This window comes from Pantoea sp. Cr_R13, assembly GCF_029222565.1.
Lineage (GTDB): Bacteria > Pseudomonadota > Gammaproteobacteria > Enterobacterales > Enterobacteriaceae > Pantoea > Pantoea eucalypti.
On record NZ_JARHXL010000013.1, the window covers coordinates 953,839 to 969,198 of the forward strand.

Here is a 15,360-nt window from a genome sequence, read left to right on the forward strand (position 1 = left end):
TGCGATGCCCCATCAGGAGCGAACCATGAACGCCCGTCAGAATCCCTTCTTTAGCGTCAGCACACTGCCTTATCATGCTCCGCCTTTTGACCAGATAGAGGAGCAGGATTTCCTGCCTGCGCTGCAGGCGGGCATCGAAGAGAAGCGTCAGGAGGTCGAGGCGATCGCTCTGAATAGCGAAGCGCCCACCTTTCTTAACACCTTTGAAGCACTGGAGAAGAGCGGACAGCTGCTTAACCGGGTCAATCTGGTCTTTGGTGCCATGACCTCGGCCCATACCAGCCCGTATCTGCAGCAGGTGGATGAGGAGATAGCGCCCCAGCTTACCGCGCTCAACGATGACATCATGCTGAACCGGCCACTGTTTTCACGGCTCGACGCGGTCTATCTGCAGCGCGCTAAACTGGATGCTGAATCAAAACGTCTGGTTGAAGTGATCTGGCAGCGCTTCCAGCTGGCGGGGGCCAATCTGCCTGAGGCGCAGAAACAGCAGCTTAAAGCGCTGAATCAGGAAGCCGCGCGCCTCGGTACGCGCTTCACCAACAGACTGCTGGCTGCCACCAAAGCGGGTGGTCTTGTCGTCAATGATTTGCAGCAACTGGCGGGTCTGTCGCCGGCCGATCTGGCCGTCGCACAGGCGGAAGCGCAGGCGCGCGGGCTGGAAAAAAGCTGGTTGCTGGTGCTGCAGAACACCACGCAGCAACCGGCGTTGCAAAGCCTGGCCGATCGCGCAACCCGTGAAGCGCTGTTTAAGGCGGGCGTGACGCGCACGGAAAAAGGGGATGAAAATGACACCCGCGAGCTGGTGTTACGGCTGGCGCAGGTCAGGACGGAGCAGGCCCGGCTGCTGGGATTTGCCAGCTATGCCGAGTGGAAACTGCAGGATCAGATGGCCAAAACCCCCAAAGCAGCGCTGGCCTTTATGCACAACATCGTGCCCGCTGCGCGCGCCCGTGCCGAACGCGAAGCCGCGGCTATCCAGCAGACTATCGATCAGCAGCAGGGCGGCTTTACCCTGCAGGCCTGGGACTGGCATTTTTATGCTGAACAGGTGCGGCGGGCCCGCTATGACCTCGATGAGAGCCAGATTAAGCCCTACTTTGAGCTTAACTCGGTGCTGGAGAACGGGGTGTTCTGGGCGGCGACACAGCTCTATGGCATCCGTTTTACCCCGCGACAGGATCTGCCGGTTTATCATCCCGACGTGCAGGCCTATGAAATTTTCGATGCGGACGAGACGCCGCTTGCGCTGTTCTATACCGACTTCTTTAAGCGTGACAGCAAAGGCGGCGGTGCCTGGATGAGCAACTTCGTCAACCAGTCCACGCTGCTCGACACCAAACCGGTGATCTACAACGTCTGTAACTACACCAAACCGACCGCCGGTGAACCGGCGCTGCTGAGCTGGGACGACGTCATTACGATGTTTCATGAATTCGGCCACACGCTGCACGGCCTGTTTGCCAGCCAGCGCTATCCGAGCCTGTCGGGCACGGAAACTCCGCGCGATTTTGTCGAGTTTCCTTCGCAGATCAATGAGCACTGGGCCAGCGAGCCGGCGGTGTTCCGCAACTACGCTCGCCACTATCAGACGCATGAGCTGATGCCCGCTGAGCTGCATGAAAAGATTGTCCGGGCTGCAACGTTCAATAAAGGCTATGAGATGAGCGAGTTGCTGGCTGCCGCGCTGCTGGATCTGCACTGGCATAGTCTTAACCGTGATGCCGCGCCGCAAAGCGTGGAGGGATTCGAGCAGCAGGCGTTGCAGAGCGACAATATGGCGCTGACAGCGGTGCCGCCGCGCTATCGTTCCAGCTATTTCCAGCACATCTGGGGCGGCGGTTATGCCGCAGGGTATTACGCCTATATCTGGACGCAGATGCTCGCTGACGATGGCTATCAGTGGTTTGCGGAGCATGGCGGATTGACGCGTGAGAACGGCGATATCTTCCGACAGAAAATTCTGTCACGTGGGAACAGCAGCGATCTTAAAACGCTGTATGAAAGCTGGCGGGGCGCGCCTCCACAGCTTGAGCCGATGCTGAAAAATCGCGGTCTGGCGGATTCATAATGAAAAGGGCTGTCACCATGACAGCCCTTTTGCTATAGGGGCTAGCCCAGCGGGCCCCCTTCAATGGTTTCGCACATTCCGGCCAGCACCCGCTCACCGGTTTCGTTTTTCAGTGACTGATACCACTCCGCCGTGACCGCCGGGTCGCGAGCATGGGTCACATCACAGCGTTTGCGCGCTTTCAGCACCAGATCTTTGACCCGCTCAACGCGGCGCGCCTGATAGCGTAGCAGCGCATCTTCAATGCCCAGCGAATGTGACGCCAGCGTCGATGCCAGCACCACAGCATCTTCCATCGCCGCGCAACCGCCCTGGCCAATATCGGGGGTGGTGCTGTGGGCTGCATCACCCAGCAGAGCAACGCGTCCTTTCACAAAGCGACTAAAGGGTTCAATGTCGTGGATCTCAACCCGGTTGGTGGTGTCGGGGTTAATCGCCGCGATCAGCTGCTGTACCGGCTCCGCCCAGCCCTGGAAGTAGCCGGTTAAATCGGCTTTCACGGTGCTGCGATCCTGCGGCAGACCTTTCGGCAGTGGCACATCAAAGAAGAAGTAGAAGCGATTACCGCTGACCGGCATCAGCGAAACGCGTTTGCCATCACCGACAAAGGTGGTCCACTGATCGGCGGGTGCAATCCGCTCGTCAATGGTGACCAGCCCATTCCAGTTAACGTAACCGGCGTAACGGCGCTCCAGCCTCTCTTCCAGCACATATTCACGAATCACCGAATGGGTGCCATCGGCAGCAATCAGAAAATCGCCGGTGGCCTGACTGTTGTCAGAAAACGTGGCGATCACGCCGTCTGCGGTCTGTTCAACATGGATCACCCGCTTACCAAACTGCACCCGTTCACGGCCAAAGGTATCAATCAGCATCGCCTGCAGCTCTGCACGCGCTACCGGATAAGGGTATTCGCCAACCTGTTGAACCAGCGGCGCCATGCTGAAGCGGGTCAGAGGTACGCCAGTTGCGCCGTCGTGATAAGCCATAAAGGCCATGTTACCGCCCAGCTCACGCAGCGCGGCTTTCATTCCCAGCGCATTCAGGCATTTAACGCCGTTGGGCCAGATGGAAATCGCCGCGCCGACGGGCTTCATTTCCTGCACCGCTTCATAGACTTCCACGTTAATTCCGGCTTTCTCCAGCGCAATGGCGCTGCTCATTCCGCCAATACCGCCACCAATCACGATTGCTTTCATAATGCTCTCCTGTCTGCATAGACTTTTCCTGCAACTTTTGTACCAGAGGAAGGCTTATAGGGAGAGTGAATAGAAAAAACAGGTTAATCAGTACGTTGACATATAATCTCTGAGATGGCTGCGTCGTCTGATTGCTGACCTCATGCACTTAAATGTGGCAAAGAGTCGAATCAAAAGGGTGCAGTGATCATTTTTTCTGCATCGATTGTTTCATCATTCATCAGGTGCAGTCGGTCAGTTTCCGAGCCATTTATCCTTCAGCATACATTGTCGGCGGCTTAGCCTTATACCCGTTTTAATTTGTTTAAAAATTATAAACTAAATCACCCGCTTCCCTGAAATCAGCCCGCCCAGCCAGCGCCACATTCTCATGACACACAGCACACCCTTTTCCATGGGTTTGCCTCTTTATCGGACAATGATGCGCGATGACTTTATCAGAAAGCCTTGTTCAGTACAGGCGCGCAGGCACGACGAAGGCCTTCCGGTTATGGCTTTCAATGATTAGTAAAGTTAATTATTTCGAGGCGAAACGGTCTTTTAGGATATTGCTCAAACGCATCTGGCACGATCGCGTGATATAGATCACTCTGGACATAAAGGACTCTGGAAAACGACCATGAAAGTTGGAATCACGAATAACCAGTATCCGGAGCAACGTAATATTTTAGTTAATCCGGAAAACCAGTACATCAATCTGAAAAAAAGCAATCTTTTCTATTTTATCAACCCATTACGAACCCGATTGCTCAAGAAAAACAAAACCTTTGTCTTTCAGCCTGTGCCTTTTTCAGGGGCAGCGCGGGCTGACATCCTGCATCTGTTTAATGAAGTTGCGATTACCCGACAGAAGTGGGTCGCCTCATTTGAGACTGAGCTGCCGCGAGTGCTGCCGGTGGCTGGCGTAGCCAAACAGGATAACCCTGAGCTGCAACGCCTGATCCCCTATCTGTTGAAAGACAATTGCCTGGGGCTGATCGCCATTTCCGACGCCACGCTGAACATTCAGATGAAGCTGTTCAAAGCAGATATCGCCCGGCAGATTCAGCGTAAAACCGTGGTGCTGCATCCGCCACAGACGCTGTTTGTTCAGCATAAAGCGCCACGCCAGTCAGGTACGCTCAGGCTGATTTTTGCCGGTAACGAGTTCTACCGCAAAGGCGGAGCCGAAGTGGTGCTGGCTATCAGTGAGCTGATTGAAGAGAAGCGGCTGGATGCGTCGCAGCTGGATGTGCAGCTGATTGGTGATCTCGCTAAGCGCCGCAACGTTGCTCACCGCCAGTTCCAGGATGACGAGGCTTTTTACCGCGACATTGAGAATCGCATCAAACGCCATCGCTGCTTTACGCATCATACCCAGATGGAAAATAGCGCGCTGATGCAGCTGTTCCGCCAGAGCGATGCCGGCCTGTTACCGACCTGGCAGGAAACCTACGGGTTTTCTGTACTGGAAATGCAGGCTAATGGCTGCCCGGTGATTACCAGCAACGTGCGTGCATTGCCAGAAATTAACCCGGATAGCGCAGGCTGGGTGCTGGCGAGTCCGCTGAACGCGGACCGTGAATACAGCATTACGTCAACAGAGCAGAAAACGCAGCTGCGTCAGTCCCTGGTGGAGGGGCTTAAATCAACGCTGCTCGCCATCATCGAACGTCCTGAGATGCTGCAGGAGAAAGGTGAGGCGGCGATTCTGCGCATCAAAGAGCAGCATGATACCGGGCGCTACATTGCCCGGCTCAACGATATTTACCGTCGTGGCGTAGTGAATGCCACTTAACATCCTCCTGGTGTCTCAATTTGATTAGATTTCTCTGACGGCGCGCGCCAGACTAGCCATACTTATCGCAGCGTCCCACTGGAGAACTCTTATGAAAATTATCCTCACTCTGCTGCTGTCCGGATTACTGGGCAGCAGCGCCTTCGCTCAGCCCGCACCGGTTTTTCCGGCCCGCGCGCCCCTGGTTCAGCTGACCCCTGCGGCAGCCCGCTGTGATGTCTCCGCCTGTCAGACCAACTGCTACGTCGAACAGTCACACTGCAACACCCGTGAAAACGGTGCCTGCAGTTCAGAGGCTCAGATGTGCGTACAGGCGTGTGCCAGCCAGTGTAAATAATTCATTTCAGTGAAGAAGCCTTTAGTTGCCAATGAAAAAGTCTGTGTTTTATTTTGCTTTACTGTCTCTTTCTGCCAGCTGTGTTGCCGCCGATCTCTCTTCACAGCAGGTCACTTCTCTGGTTAAAGCCGCGATTGAACCGCTGATGGAGCAGCAGGCGATCCCAGGCATGTCGGTGGCGGTGCTTTACAAGGGCCGGGCGCAGTTTGTGAACCTCGGCGTGGCCGATCTCGCATCAGGCCGCCAGGTGACGGAAAATACGCTGTTTGAGCTGGGTTCGGTGAGCAAAACGTTTACCGGTACTCTGGCAGGTATCCTGATCCGCAACGGTGACATTCGCCTCAATGATCCTGTACAGAAATACTGGCCGCAGCTGACCGGTGAACAATGGCGTCCGGTGAGGATGCTGCACCTGGCGACCTATACCGCCGGTGGCTTACCTTTACAGCTGCCGGATGAGGTTACCGATCAGGCTTCACTGCTGCGCTTCTATCAGGAATGGCAGCCAAAAGCATCACCAGGCACGCTTCGTCAGTACTCTAACGCCAGTATCGGTCTGTTTGGCTCGCTGATGGTGAAGGGGGATTATGAGCAGGCGATGACGCGCAATGTGTTTCAGCCGCTGCGGCTGACGCGCACTTATATCACCGTGCCGCCCTCGATGATGCTGGACTACGCGTGGGGCTATAAAAATGGCCAGCCGGTTCGGGTTTTCCCCGGCATGCTGGATGCCGAAGCGTATGGCGTTAAATCCACCGCGCGTGACATGCTGACCTTTATGCAAGCCAACGTCGATCCTAATCGCCTCTCCTCGGGCAACACTGTGTTGCGTAATGCTATCCGCACCGCACAGTCGCGTTATTTCAACATCGGCAGTTTCTGGCAGGGACTGGGTTGGGAGATCTATGACTTGCCTGCCACTGCTGACACCATCATCAGCGACAGCGACAATGGTGTTGCGTTACAACCGCGGCCAGCGACTCTGCTAAATCCGGTCGGGCCTTCACTGAACGCCAGTTGGGTGCATAAGACCGGTGCCACCAATGGATTTGGTGCTTATATCGCTTTTATCCCTGAGCAGAACAGCGGCATCGTGATGCTCGCCAACAAAAATTACCCCAATCCGCTGCGCATAAAGGCCGCCTGGCAGATTCTGCAGGCGTTACATCAGGGCAGGCCTGACTAATACCTATCTGCTTACTCTGCAACGGGGTAAGGCTGGCACCTGCTGTTCATTTGAGCTAAAATAAAAATCAAATGAACAGGAGGGCTGCTATGTCTATTGCCATCTATACACCCGCTCAGCATCGTCGCGATACGTCGTTGCTGCATGCACTGAACCTGCCGGATACGCTGCCCGATGCGCACCAGCGTATTGCGGTGGGGTTCAGCAGCGGCGTGCTGAAACGCACGGCGTCATTGTCCACCTTTGACGAAGGCTGGCTATGCCGTCTGGCAGGCATCGACCGCACCACCTATAACCGCAAAGTGAAAGATCCCGATCAGACCTTTTCGCCCGACCAGAGCGGACGCATCTACATGCTGATTCGTGTTCTCTCTGCCGCCAGTAAACTGTTCCGCGACGACAGGCAGCGTCTGGTGCAGTGGCTGGAAACGCCGGCTAAAGCGCTGGGAGGTAAAAAACCGGCGGAAATGACCACCACGGTAGCAGGGGCAGAAGCGGTCATTAACCTGATTGGTCAGCTTGAGCATGGCGTGATTACCTGATGGCGGTGCCTTTTTACCGTCTGGTGAAGCGTGAATATGCGATGACCGCTTTTGATGGGTTTGGTGCCCGTACTTATGGCGGGCGCTGGAACTCCGTGGGCACGGTTTGCGTTTATATGGGATCGAGCCGGGCGCTGTGTGTGCTGGAGGCCTTAGTGCATCTCACCATTCAGGATCTGGCGCATGACTACGCTATGCTGGCGATCAGTGTGCCAGAGACTTTGATCACCGAGCTCTCGCTGTCGGCGTTGCCCGACGACTGGCAGACCGATCCTGCACCCGCCTCTACACGGCAGATTGGAGACGACTGGCTCGCCAGCCCGGACAACGGCCTGGTGCTCAAGGTGCCCAGCACGCTGACTGGTGAGTGGAATGCGTTGTTTAATCCCCGTCATCCGGCGGCGGCCGGCATCGTCAGCAAGGTGGTGGTGGAGCCGTTTTTCTTCGATCCGCGCTTCCGGCTGCAGTAGGGCGCTAACAGGCTCTTCCGGTCACGTCGCGCAATCTGAACAGGCACACCAATGCCATTTGGTTGCCACCGTGGCGGCCTGGGTAAAGGAAGGAACGAAAGAAAGCGGGACAAAAAAATGGCCGCATAACGCGGCCATTGGGATGTTGTTACAGCGTGCCGGTACCGCCATCAGAGCACCAGACCTGACCGGAAGAGTAGCTGCTTTCGGTTGAGGCCAGCGTGACATAGAGCGGGGCGATTTCAACCGGCTGGCCCGGACGGCCCATCGGTGAATCGGCGCCAAACTGTTTCACTTTCTCCATTGGCTGTCCACCGCTGGACTGCAGCGGCGTCCAGTAAGGACCTGGGGCAACAGCATTGACCCGGATACCCTCGCCACCCAGCTGTTTAGCCAGTGATTTCGTAAAGGCGACAATGCAGGCTTTGGTCTGCGCATAATCCAGCAGAATATCGCTGGGTTTAAACGCCTGAACTGAAGAAGTATTAATAATGGATGCACCGCGTGGCAGATATTCCAGCGCCGCTTTGGTGATCCAGAACATGGCATACACGTTAGTTTTAAACGTCGCATCAAAATCTTCCGTACTCAGGGTACGGATGGACTCATTAAATTGCTGACGACCGGCGTTATTCACCAGAATATCCAGGCCGCCTAATTTATCGGCTGCGTCTTTAACCAATTGCTGACAGAATTCTTCAGAACGAATATCGCCCGGAATAGCGAAAACTTTACGGCCTTCCGCTTCGATTAATTTAACCACTTCATCAGCGTCGGGCTGTTCTTCAGGCAGGTAATTGATCACTACGTCTGCGCCTTCGCGGGCATAAGCGATAGCTACCGCGCGGCCAATACCGGAGTCACCGCCGGTGATAAGCGCCTTACGGCCAGTCAGTCTGCCTGTGCCGCGATAGCTGGTTTCACCGTGATCGGGAACCGGGATCATTTTGCTGGCCAGGCCTGGTGCCTGTTGTGGCTGGTCCTCAAAAGGAGGTTTAGGGAATTGATCCAGATCGAGCGTCTTGTTAGTGGGTGTCGCCATTGTATGCTCCTTGAACAACGTTATCTGAGACATTAAGCCTGGCACAAATGTGATATTTGTCACATCTGACTGCTGATTCATTGAGCAGGTAAAACCAGAAGAAATTAATAATGCTGATAAAGCGTAGTCATGAAATCAGAAAACTGTGCCGGAGCCTCCGATTATTTTTCTGTGCGGGAAGGGGATATTTAAAACGAAGCGTGGCGGGTTTTGGTTATTATTACAGCGAATAAAGCGCATCGGCAGAAAATAAAAAAAAGCAGTTATCCGCCGCGTACTGAACCCCGCCAGACGACATCCACCGGGTATATTCTGCGTTCCTGCTGCTGTTCATTCTTCGGCATCAGTGTCTCCGGTTGCGCTTCCGTCTCCACCAGCCAGGCAATCGCATCGCGGGCGAACTGCTCCACCGGCTGCGCGAAGGTGGTGAGGTTGTAAGAGGACCAGCCCGACTGCGGAATATTGTCGTGCCCCATGATGCAGAGATCCTCCGGAATACGCAGCGCAAAGCGGTGACGCGCCTCATCCATAAAGCCGCAGGCGAGCAGGTCGGTGGCACAGTAAACCGCGTCAGGGCGAACTTTTCGGGTCAGCAGACGCTGAGCCAGAATCTGTCCGCTTTCATAGGAGGTGGAGCCGAACCGTTCGACCTGAACCGCGACGCCCGCTTTCTGCGCCGCGGCCAGAAAATCGGCTTCGCGCTTCAGCAGGCTGGGTGTTCCCGCCAGCGAATTCACGAAAGCGATGCGGTTGCAGCCCGCCCGCACAAATGCGTTGACCGCCATTTCCGCTGCCGGGCGGGAGTCGAGATTAATATTGAGCGTACCGGGCAGGGATTCATCGCGGTTAATCAGCACCAGGTGCTGGCCATGTTTGTAGCAGAGGCGGGTAATGCCGCTGTCAGGCATACCTGAAAGAATAATGGAGGCGTCGGCGCGAAAATTAATCGCCTGTTGCAGTGCGGCGGAAACGCGCGCATCTGAGCGGTCGGTGTTAATCAGCATCGCCACTTTTCCCGCTTCCTGCAGATACTGGGTCATCCAGCGCACCAGGCTGGCACGGTAGGGCGTATCCACCTCGGAGGCAATTAAACAGACAATGCCGCTGCGGTTGCGAACCAGACCTCGCGCCAGATGATTGACGTGATAGCCCAGCTCTTCTGCGGCTTTCATCACCCGCTGACGGGTGGCCTCCGACACGCTGGCACCTGGCGTAAAGGTGCGGGAGACCGCTGAACGGGAAACGCCCGCCCGGTCTGCGACATCCTGTGCGCTTACCACCGCTTTAAGCTGCTGCATCTTATTTCCCCGTCCCACCGTTGTCTGCACTGAGTCTGCCTGAAATTGCAAGGCTGTGCAAAACATGGCTGCACGTAAAGTGTTTCGAATTTGTGACAGCGCCTGACAATTGCGTAACAACCGAATTGACAGTATCACCGGGTCGCCGTACTACTTTGCGCATACGTTTGCACACATGTGCAAAAGCTGGCGCACCTGCGTCATCCAGCCCCAGGAGAACATCATGCGTTATTCCTCTCTGCTCGCTGCTGTGATTGTCTGCCCTATGATGCCGTTTGCTGCCTCGGCGGCCGGCCTTAATATGATCTGCTCAGCGGATGTGGTGGTGTGTGAACAGATGACCACGCTGTTCAGCCAGAGTCATCCTGATATCAAACTCAGCATGGTGCGGCTCTCTGCCGGTGAAGCCTATGCCCGTATCCGCAGTGAAGCGCGCAATCCCCGTACCGATATCTGGTGGGCCGGCACCGGGGATCCGCACATGCAGGCTGCCGAAGAGGGCTTAACCCAGGCCTATAAATCCCCTTTGCTCGATCAGCAACAACCCTGGTCACAAAAAGTGGCGGAAATCTCCGGTTATCGCACCGTGGGCGTCTATGCCGGTGCGCTGGGCTGGGGCTACAACACGAAGCTGCTGGCGGAGAAAAAGCTGAAGGTCCCGGCCTGCTGGGCTGACCTGCTCGACCCGGGCTTTAAAGGTGAGATTCAGATCGCCAATCCCAACTCCTCCGGCACGGCCTATAACACCCTGGCGACGCTGGTGCAGATCATGGGTGAAGATAAAGCCTTCGATTATCTGAAGAAGCTCAACGCCAACATCTCGCAATACACCAAGTCCGGCTCTGCGCCGGTCAAAGCCGCTGCGCGCGGTGAAACCACCCTCGGGATTGTCTTTATGCACGATGCCGTAGCGATGGAAGTGGATGGCTTCCCGATTAAGCCCGTCGCGCCCTGTGAAGGCACTGGCTATGAGATTGGTTCAATGTCGATCATCAAAGGAGCCCGTAATCTGGCAAACGCCAAAGCCTGGTATGACTGGGCGCTAAGCGCTGAGGCGCAATCACACATGAAAGAGGCGAAATCGTTCCAGCTCCCTTCCAACCGTCAGGCGGAGATCTCTGAATATGCGCCGCGTTTCGAGAACATCAAACTGATCGATTATGACTTCAAAACCTATGGCGATTCGGCAAAACGCAAAGCGCTGCTGGGCCGCTGGGATAAAGAGATTGGTGCCAGCGCGCAATAACAGTGGGGTTGTCCCGGCCGCCTGAGCCGGGCCGTTGCCAGACCGCGGTGGCGTAAGCCTGATGTCCGCTTCCTGATCGAGGTGATTTATGAATGCGCACAATCGTCGCTTAACCGCGGCGCTGCTGGCGGGCGCCGTCGCGCTGACGCTACTGCCCTGGTACAGCCTGGAGCAGGGCTTCTTCAGCGGGGAGTGGCTGTTCAGCTTATGGACCGATGAGAACAGTACACCCGCGCTGGGGCAGCTCGCGTTACGCAGCTGGCTGAGTATTGCTGTCGCGCTGTGGCTGCTCTCAGCGGCCAGCGTCTTTCTGCAGCCGGGCCGCACGCGTAGCACGCTCCTGCTGCTTTTCAGCGTCACGGGCATCCTGTTTCTGGTGCTGGAAGGGCATGCCATTGGTTTCAGTGGCTGGAACTGGCTGTGGCTGGAAAATATTTTTGGCCCGCAGGCATTGGGCCAGCCAGCAATGGGCGCGGGCGCGTTGCTGCTGCTGACCGTGTTTTTGCTGATCTTCGCGTTTGCCCTGGCGGAGCGGGGTGTGCTGAAAGGTGATGCCTTTGTCGTGGCATCGATTGTGCTGCTGGTGGCGCTGGTGACCACCTTTGTACTCTATCCGGTGCTGAGCCTGTTTGTCGCCTCAGTACAGGATATTGATGGCAGCTTCAAGCCGGATGGGCTGATTGCCAATATGCAGGACCCTGCGATCTGGAGTCTCTCCTGTTTCACCGGTGGCACCTGCGGCACGGCGTGGCGCACGCTGGGACTGGCGCTGATGACCGCCAGCGGCTCGACGCTGCTGGGGCTGGCGTTTGCGCTGGCGGCTACACGCACCTCGCTGCCGTGTAAGAAAGCGCTGCGGATGCTGACCATTCTGCCGATTATCACGCCGCCATTTGTTATCGGACTGGCGCTTATCCTGCTGTTTGGCCGCTCCGGTGTCGTGACAGAATCACTGGCAACGCTGTTCGGCATCGAACCGGGCCGCTGGCTCTATGGCCTGACCGGCATCTGGATTGCGCAGGTGCTGTCGTTTACCCCTATCGCTTTCCTGGTGCTCATTGGCGTGGTCGAGGGTGTCAGTCCGTCACTGGAAGAGGCCTCTCAGACGCTGCGCGCCAGCCGCTGGCGCACCTTCTCCCGCATCTCGCTGCCGCTGATGGCGCCCGGTCTGGCCAACGCCTTCCTGATCAGCTTTATCGAAAGCATGGCCGATTTCGGTAACCCGATGGTGCTGGGTGGCAGTCATGGCGTGCTCTCGACAGAAATCTTCTTCTCTGTGGTCGGCGCACAGAACGACCCGAGCCGCGCGGCGGTGCTGGCTATGATCCTGCTGGGCTTTACGCTGACCGCGTTTCTGGTACAGCGCGTCTGGCTGGCCGGAAAAAGCTTCGCCACCGTGACCGGCAAAGGCGACGGTGGCCGTCACGTTATGCTGCCGCGTCCGGTGCGCTACAGCGTCTATGGCATGGTCATCCCGTGGGGGCTCTTCACGCTGGTGATCTACGGCATGATCATGATTGGCGGCTTTGTGCAGTCCTGGGGGCTGAATAACAACCTGACGCTGGATCACTACATTCGCGCCTTCAGCATCGGCGTGAATCAGGGGCAGCTGGTCTGGCGTGGCGTCGCCTGGAACTCCTTCTGGACCACGCTGGAAATTGCCCTGATCGCTGCGCCGCTCACGGCCATTGTGGGACTGCTGACGGCCTGGCTGATTGTGCGGCAGAAGTTTGCCGGCCGTCAGACCTTTGAGTTCATGCTGATGCTGAGCTTCGCTATTCCCGGCACGGTCATCGGCGTGAGTTATGTCATGGCCTATAACCTGCCGCCGCTGGAGATGACCGGTACCGCGATGATCCTGATCGCCTGCTTTGTCTTCCGTAATATGCCGGTCGGCGTGCGTGGCGGGATTGCGGCGATGAGCCAGCTGGATAAAAGCCTGGATGAAGCCTCATTAACCCTGGGTGCTAACAGTTTTCGGACGCTGCGCAAAGTCGTGCTGCCGCTGCTCAAACCGGCGATCAGCGCCGCGCTGGTCTATGCCTTTGTGCGGGCGATAACCTCGATCAGCGCAGTGATTTTCCTGGTCAGCGCCCAGTACAACATGGCGACCTCTTACATCGTCGGGCTGGTGGAGAACGGTGAGTATGGCGTCGCCATTGCCTATTCGTCGGTATTGATCGTCGTGATGCTGCTAATCATAGGCCTGTTCCAGCTGCTGGTGGGCGAACGTCGCCTGCGCCGTACAACCCAACCGGCGGTGATGGTTGCCGCACCCTCTGCATCCACTCTGACTCAGGAGAGAGCCCTATGACGACCATTAACGCCGGATCGGTGGTGTTTGAACATGTCGCGAAGCGTTTTGCTGGTTTTACCGCCGTGCCGGATCTGTCGCTCACTGTAGAGCCAGGCACGCTGGTGACGCTGCTCGGGCCGTCCGGCTGCGGCAAGACTACCACGCTGCGGCTGCTGGCCGGGCTGGAGCATCCCACCTCGGGAAGGATTCTGATTGGCGGCAAAGAGGTAACGCATCTGCCCGCCAACGAACGGGACGTGGCGATGGTGTTTCAGTCATACGCGCTGTTTCCCCACATGAACGCTATCGATAACATTCTTTACGGGCTGCTCTCCTCGGGCATGAACAAACGCGAAGCGCAGGACAGGGCGCGTGAGGGGCTGAAGCTGGTGGGGTTAGAGAGTCAGGGACAGCGGTTGCCGTCTGAACTTTCTGGCGGACAGCAGCAGCGTATTGCGGTGGCGCGTGCGCTGGTGCTGGAACCGCAGGTGCTGCTGCTCGATGAGCCGTTGTCGAACCTTGATGAGCGTCTGCGCCGTCGGGTGCGCACCGATATCCGTGATTTGCAGCAGCGGCTCGGGTTTACGGCGGTCTATGTCACCCATGATCAGGAAGAGGCGCTGGCGGTCTCCGATAAGATTATTGTCATGAAAGAGGGGGATATTGCCCAGCAGGGCGCGCCGGAGACGCTTTACCATTCGCCCAACTCGGTCTTTATTGCGGACTTTATGGGGGAAGCCAATATTCTGCCCTGTGAAGTGGAGCAGGCGGATGCAGATGACGCACTGGTTCGTCTGGGTAACCAGCGCTTTCGGGTGCGGGGTGCGGGCGCTAAAACCGGCAGTGCCCAGCTGGCGGTGAGACCCCAGTTTATTACGTTGTCTGGCGATGGCCAGGGCGCGTTGCAGGGTGAAGTGATTCACAGCACCTGGCTGGGTGACCATATTGAGTATGAAGTCGCGACCGAGCTGGGCGCGTTGTTCATTATCGATCCGCAGATGGAACAGCGTCTGCCACTCGCCACCCTGGTAGGCGTCAACTTTAAGCCGCAGGGCCTTGCCCTGATTGCCCGTTAATCTGATTAACCCGAGGAGTTTGCATGGCATCGCATGATGAAATAATGGCGCGACTGGCTTTAGCGGAGGCTGTGGCCCGCGAAGGTGGCGCGACCGCGCTAGCCTGGTTTAACCGTCGCGACACGCTGGTGGTAGAGACCAAGTACGATTTGCAGGATGTGGTGTCAATTGCCGACCGTGAAGTAGAGCAGCTGATCGCCAGCCGCATAAAGGATGCGTTTCCCGATGATGGCTTTCTGGGTGAGGAGTCAGGGCTGCAGGCGGGAGACTCTGACTACACCTGGGTGGTTGATCCGATCGATGGCACCAGCCCGTTTCTCAATGGGATGCCGAGCTGGTGTGTTTCGGTGGCAGTGCTGCGTGGCGATGTGCCGGTTATCGGGGTGATTTTCGCACCCACTTATGAGGAGTGCTACGTGGCGGCACTGGGGCAGGGCGCGACGCTGAACGGTCGTCGTCTGCAGGTTGATCCCACCCGCACACTGCAAAACCATGTCACCGGCTTTGGCGCTAACAGTTATGTCAGTCCGCAGCAGGTTGGCGAAATTGTGGCGGCGCTGCTGTCGGCCGGGGGTAACTTTATCCGCATTGGTTCGGGCGCCCTGATGCTGGCGTGGGTCGCCGCCGGTCGGGTTGTGGGTTATTACGAACCCTATATGCACGCCTGGGATTGCCTGGCGGGTTACTGTCTGGTGAAAGAGGCGGGCGGCTGGTACCACCCGTTCAACACCGAAGGCGACCGCATCATCAAAGGAGCGCAGGTTCTGGCCGTTGCTCCCGGCGCGGAAGCAGACCTTCGGCGTATCGCAGGCTTGTGACC

At 56.9% G+C, this 15,360-nt stretch carries 13 protein-coding genes; 10 read left to right on the top strand and 3 right to left on the bottom strand.

Going from position 1 to position 15,360, the window contains the following annotated elements; all coding sequences use genetic code 11:
- Nucleotides 1-25: 25 nt before the first annotated feature.
- The gene (dcp, locus tag P2R09_RS12150) at nucleotides 26-2,071 is read left to right on the top strand and encodes a peptidyl-dipeptidase Dcp (protein WP_275770006.1); all 2,046 of its coding nucleotides are present in this window, start codon (nucleotides 26-28) and stop codon (nucleotides 2,069-2,071) included.
- 41 nt (nucleotides 2,072-2,112) lie between these two features.
- Here the strand turns inward: dcp and hpxO are convergent, their stop codons facing one another.
- Nucleotides 2,113-3,270, bottom strand: coding sequence for an FAD-dependent urate hydroxylase HpxO (gene hpxO, locus P2R09_RS12155; protein WP_275770008.1), 1,158 nt, complete (start codon nucleotides 3,268-3,270; stop codon nucleotides 2,113-2,115).
- 619 nt (nucleotides 3,271-3,889) lie between these two features.
- Between hpxO and P2R09_RS12160 the strand changes: the two genes are divergently transcribed.
- The 5 genes from P2R09_RS12160 to P2R09_RS12180 all read left to right on the top strand — a co-directional run bounded on the left by P2R09_RS12160 (nucleotide 3,890) and on the right by P2R09_RS12180 (nucleotide 7,582).
- Nucleotides 3,890-5,047 (top strand): glycosyltransferase family 4 protein, encoded by a 1,158-nt coding sequence (locus tag P2R09_RS12160; RefSeq protein WP_275770010.1) that lies wholly within the window; start codon nucleotides 3,890-3,892, stop codon nucleotides 5,045-5,047.
- A 91-nt stretch (nucleotides 5,048-5,138) separates the two neighbouring features.
- Nucleotides 5,139-5,384: a hypothetical protein gene (locus P2R09_RS12165; RefSeq protein WP_003853633.1), complete on the top strand. Its 246-nt coding sequence runs from the start codon at nucleotides 5,139-5,141 to the stop codon at nucleotides 5,382-5,384.
- A 31-nt stretch (nucleotides 5,385-5,415) separates the two neighbouring features.
- Nucleotides 5,416-6,570 carry a class C beta-lactamase gene (ampC, locus tag P2R09_RS12170; protein ID WP_275770013.1) on the top strand — a complete coding sequence of 385 codons (1,155 nt, stop codon included), beginning with the start codon at nucleotides 5,416-5,418 and terminating at the stop codon, nucleotides 6,568-6,570.
- An 89-nt stretch (nucleotides 6,571-6,659) separates the two neighbouring features.
- Entirely contained in the window at nucleotides 6,660-7,112 is a 453-nt protein-coding gene (locus P2R09_RS12175) for an antitoxin Xre/MbcA/ParS toxin-binding domain-containing protein (protein ID WP_003853631.1), read from the top strand.
- Complete coding sequence (locus P2R09_RS12180) at nucleotides 7,112-7,582, top strand: RES family NAD+ phosphorylase (protein ID WP_275770015.1); 471 nt, start codon at nucleotides 7,112-7,114, stop codon at nucleotides 7,580-7,582. Before P2R09_RS12175 ends, P2R09_RS12180 begins: the two co-directional genes overlap by 1 nt.
- 148 nt (nucleotides 7,583-7,730) lie before the next feature.
- Here P2R09_RS12180 and P2R09_RS12185 read toward each other — a convergent pair whose 3' ends face one another.
- On the bottom strand, nucleotides 7,731-8,624 hold the full coding sequence (locus P2R09_RS12185; RefSeq protein WP_003853629.1) for an SDR family oxidoreductase: 894 nt from the start codon (nucleotides 8,622-8,624) through the stop codon (nucleotides 7,731-7,733).
- Nucleotides 8,625-8,887: 263 nt separating this feature from the next.
- Nucleotides 8,888-9,922 carry a LacI family DNA-binding transcriptional regulator gene (locus P2R09_RS12190; RefSeq protein ID WP_078804407.1) on the bottom strand — a complete coding sequence of 345 codons (1,035 nt, stop codon included), beginning with the start codon at nucleotides 9,920-9,922 and terminating at the stop codon, nucleotides 8,888-8,890.
- A 223-nt stretch (nucleotides 9,923-10,145) separates the two neighbouring features.
- On the opposite strand from P2R09_RS12190, the gene P2R09_RS12195 reads away from it, so the two are divergent.
- From P2R09_RS12195 to P2R09_RS12210, 4 genes are all read left to right on the top strand, one after another.
- Nucleotides 10,146-11,168, top strand: a complete 1,023-nt coding sequence (locus P2R09_RS12195; protein WP_275770017.1) for an ABC transporter substrate-binding protein — start codon at nucleotides 10,146-10,148, stop codon at nucleotides 11,166-11,168.
- An 88-nt stretch (nucleotides 11,169-11,256) separates the two neighbouring features.
- Nucleotides 11,257-13,482: an iron ABC transporter permease gene (locus tag P2R09_RS12200; protein WP_275770019.1), complete on the top strand. Its 2,226-nt coding sequence runs from the start codon at nucleotides 11,257-11,259 to the stop codon at nucleotides 13,480-13,482.
- Nucleotides 13,479-14,540, top strand: a complete 1,062-nt coding sequence (locus P2R09_RS12205) for an ABC transporter ATP-binding protein (RefSeq protein ID WP_275770021.1) — start codon at nucleotides 13,479-13,481, stop codon at nucleotides 14,538-14,540. Before P2R09_RS12200 ends, P2R09_RS12205 begins: the two co-directional genes overlap by 4 nt.
- A gap of 23 nt (nucleotides 14,541-14,563) precedes the next feature.
- Nucleotides 14,564-15,358 (top strand): inositol monophosphatase family protein, encoded by a 795-nt coding sequence (locus tag P2R09_RS12210; RefSeq protein WP_275770023.1) that lies wholly within the window; start codon nucleotides 14,564-14,566, stop codon nucleotides 15,356-15,358.
- Nucleotides 15,359-15,360: the final 2 nt, after the last annotated feature.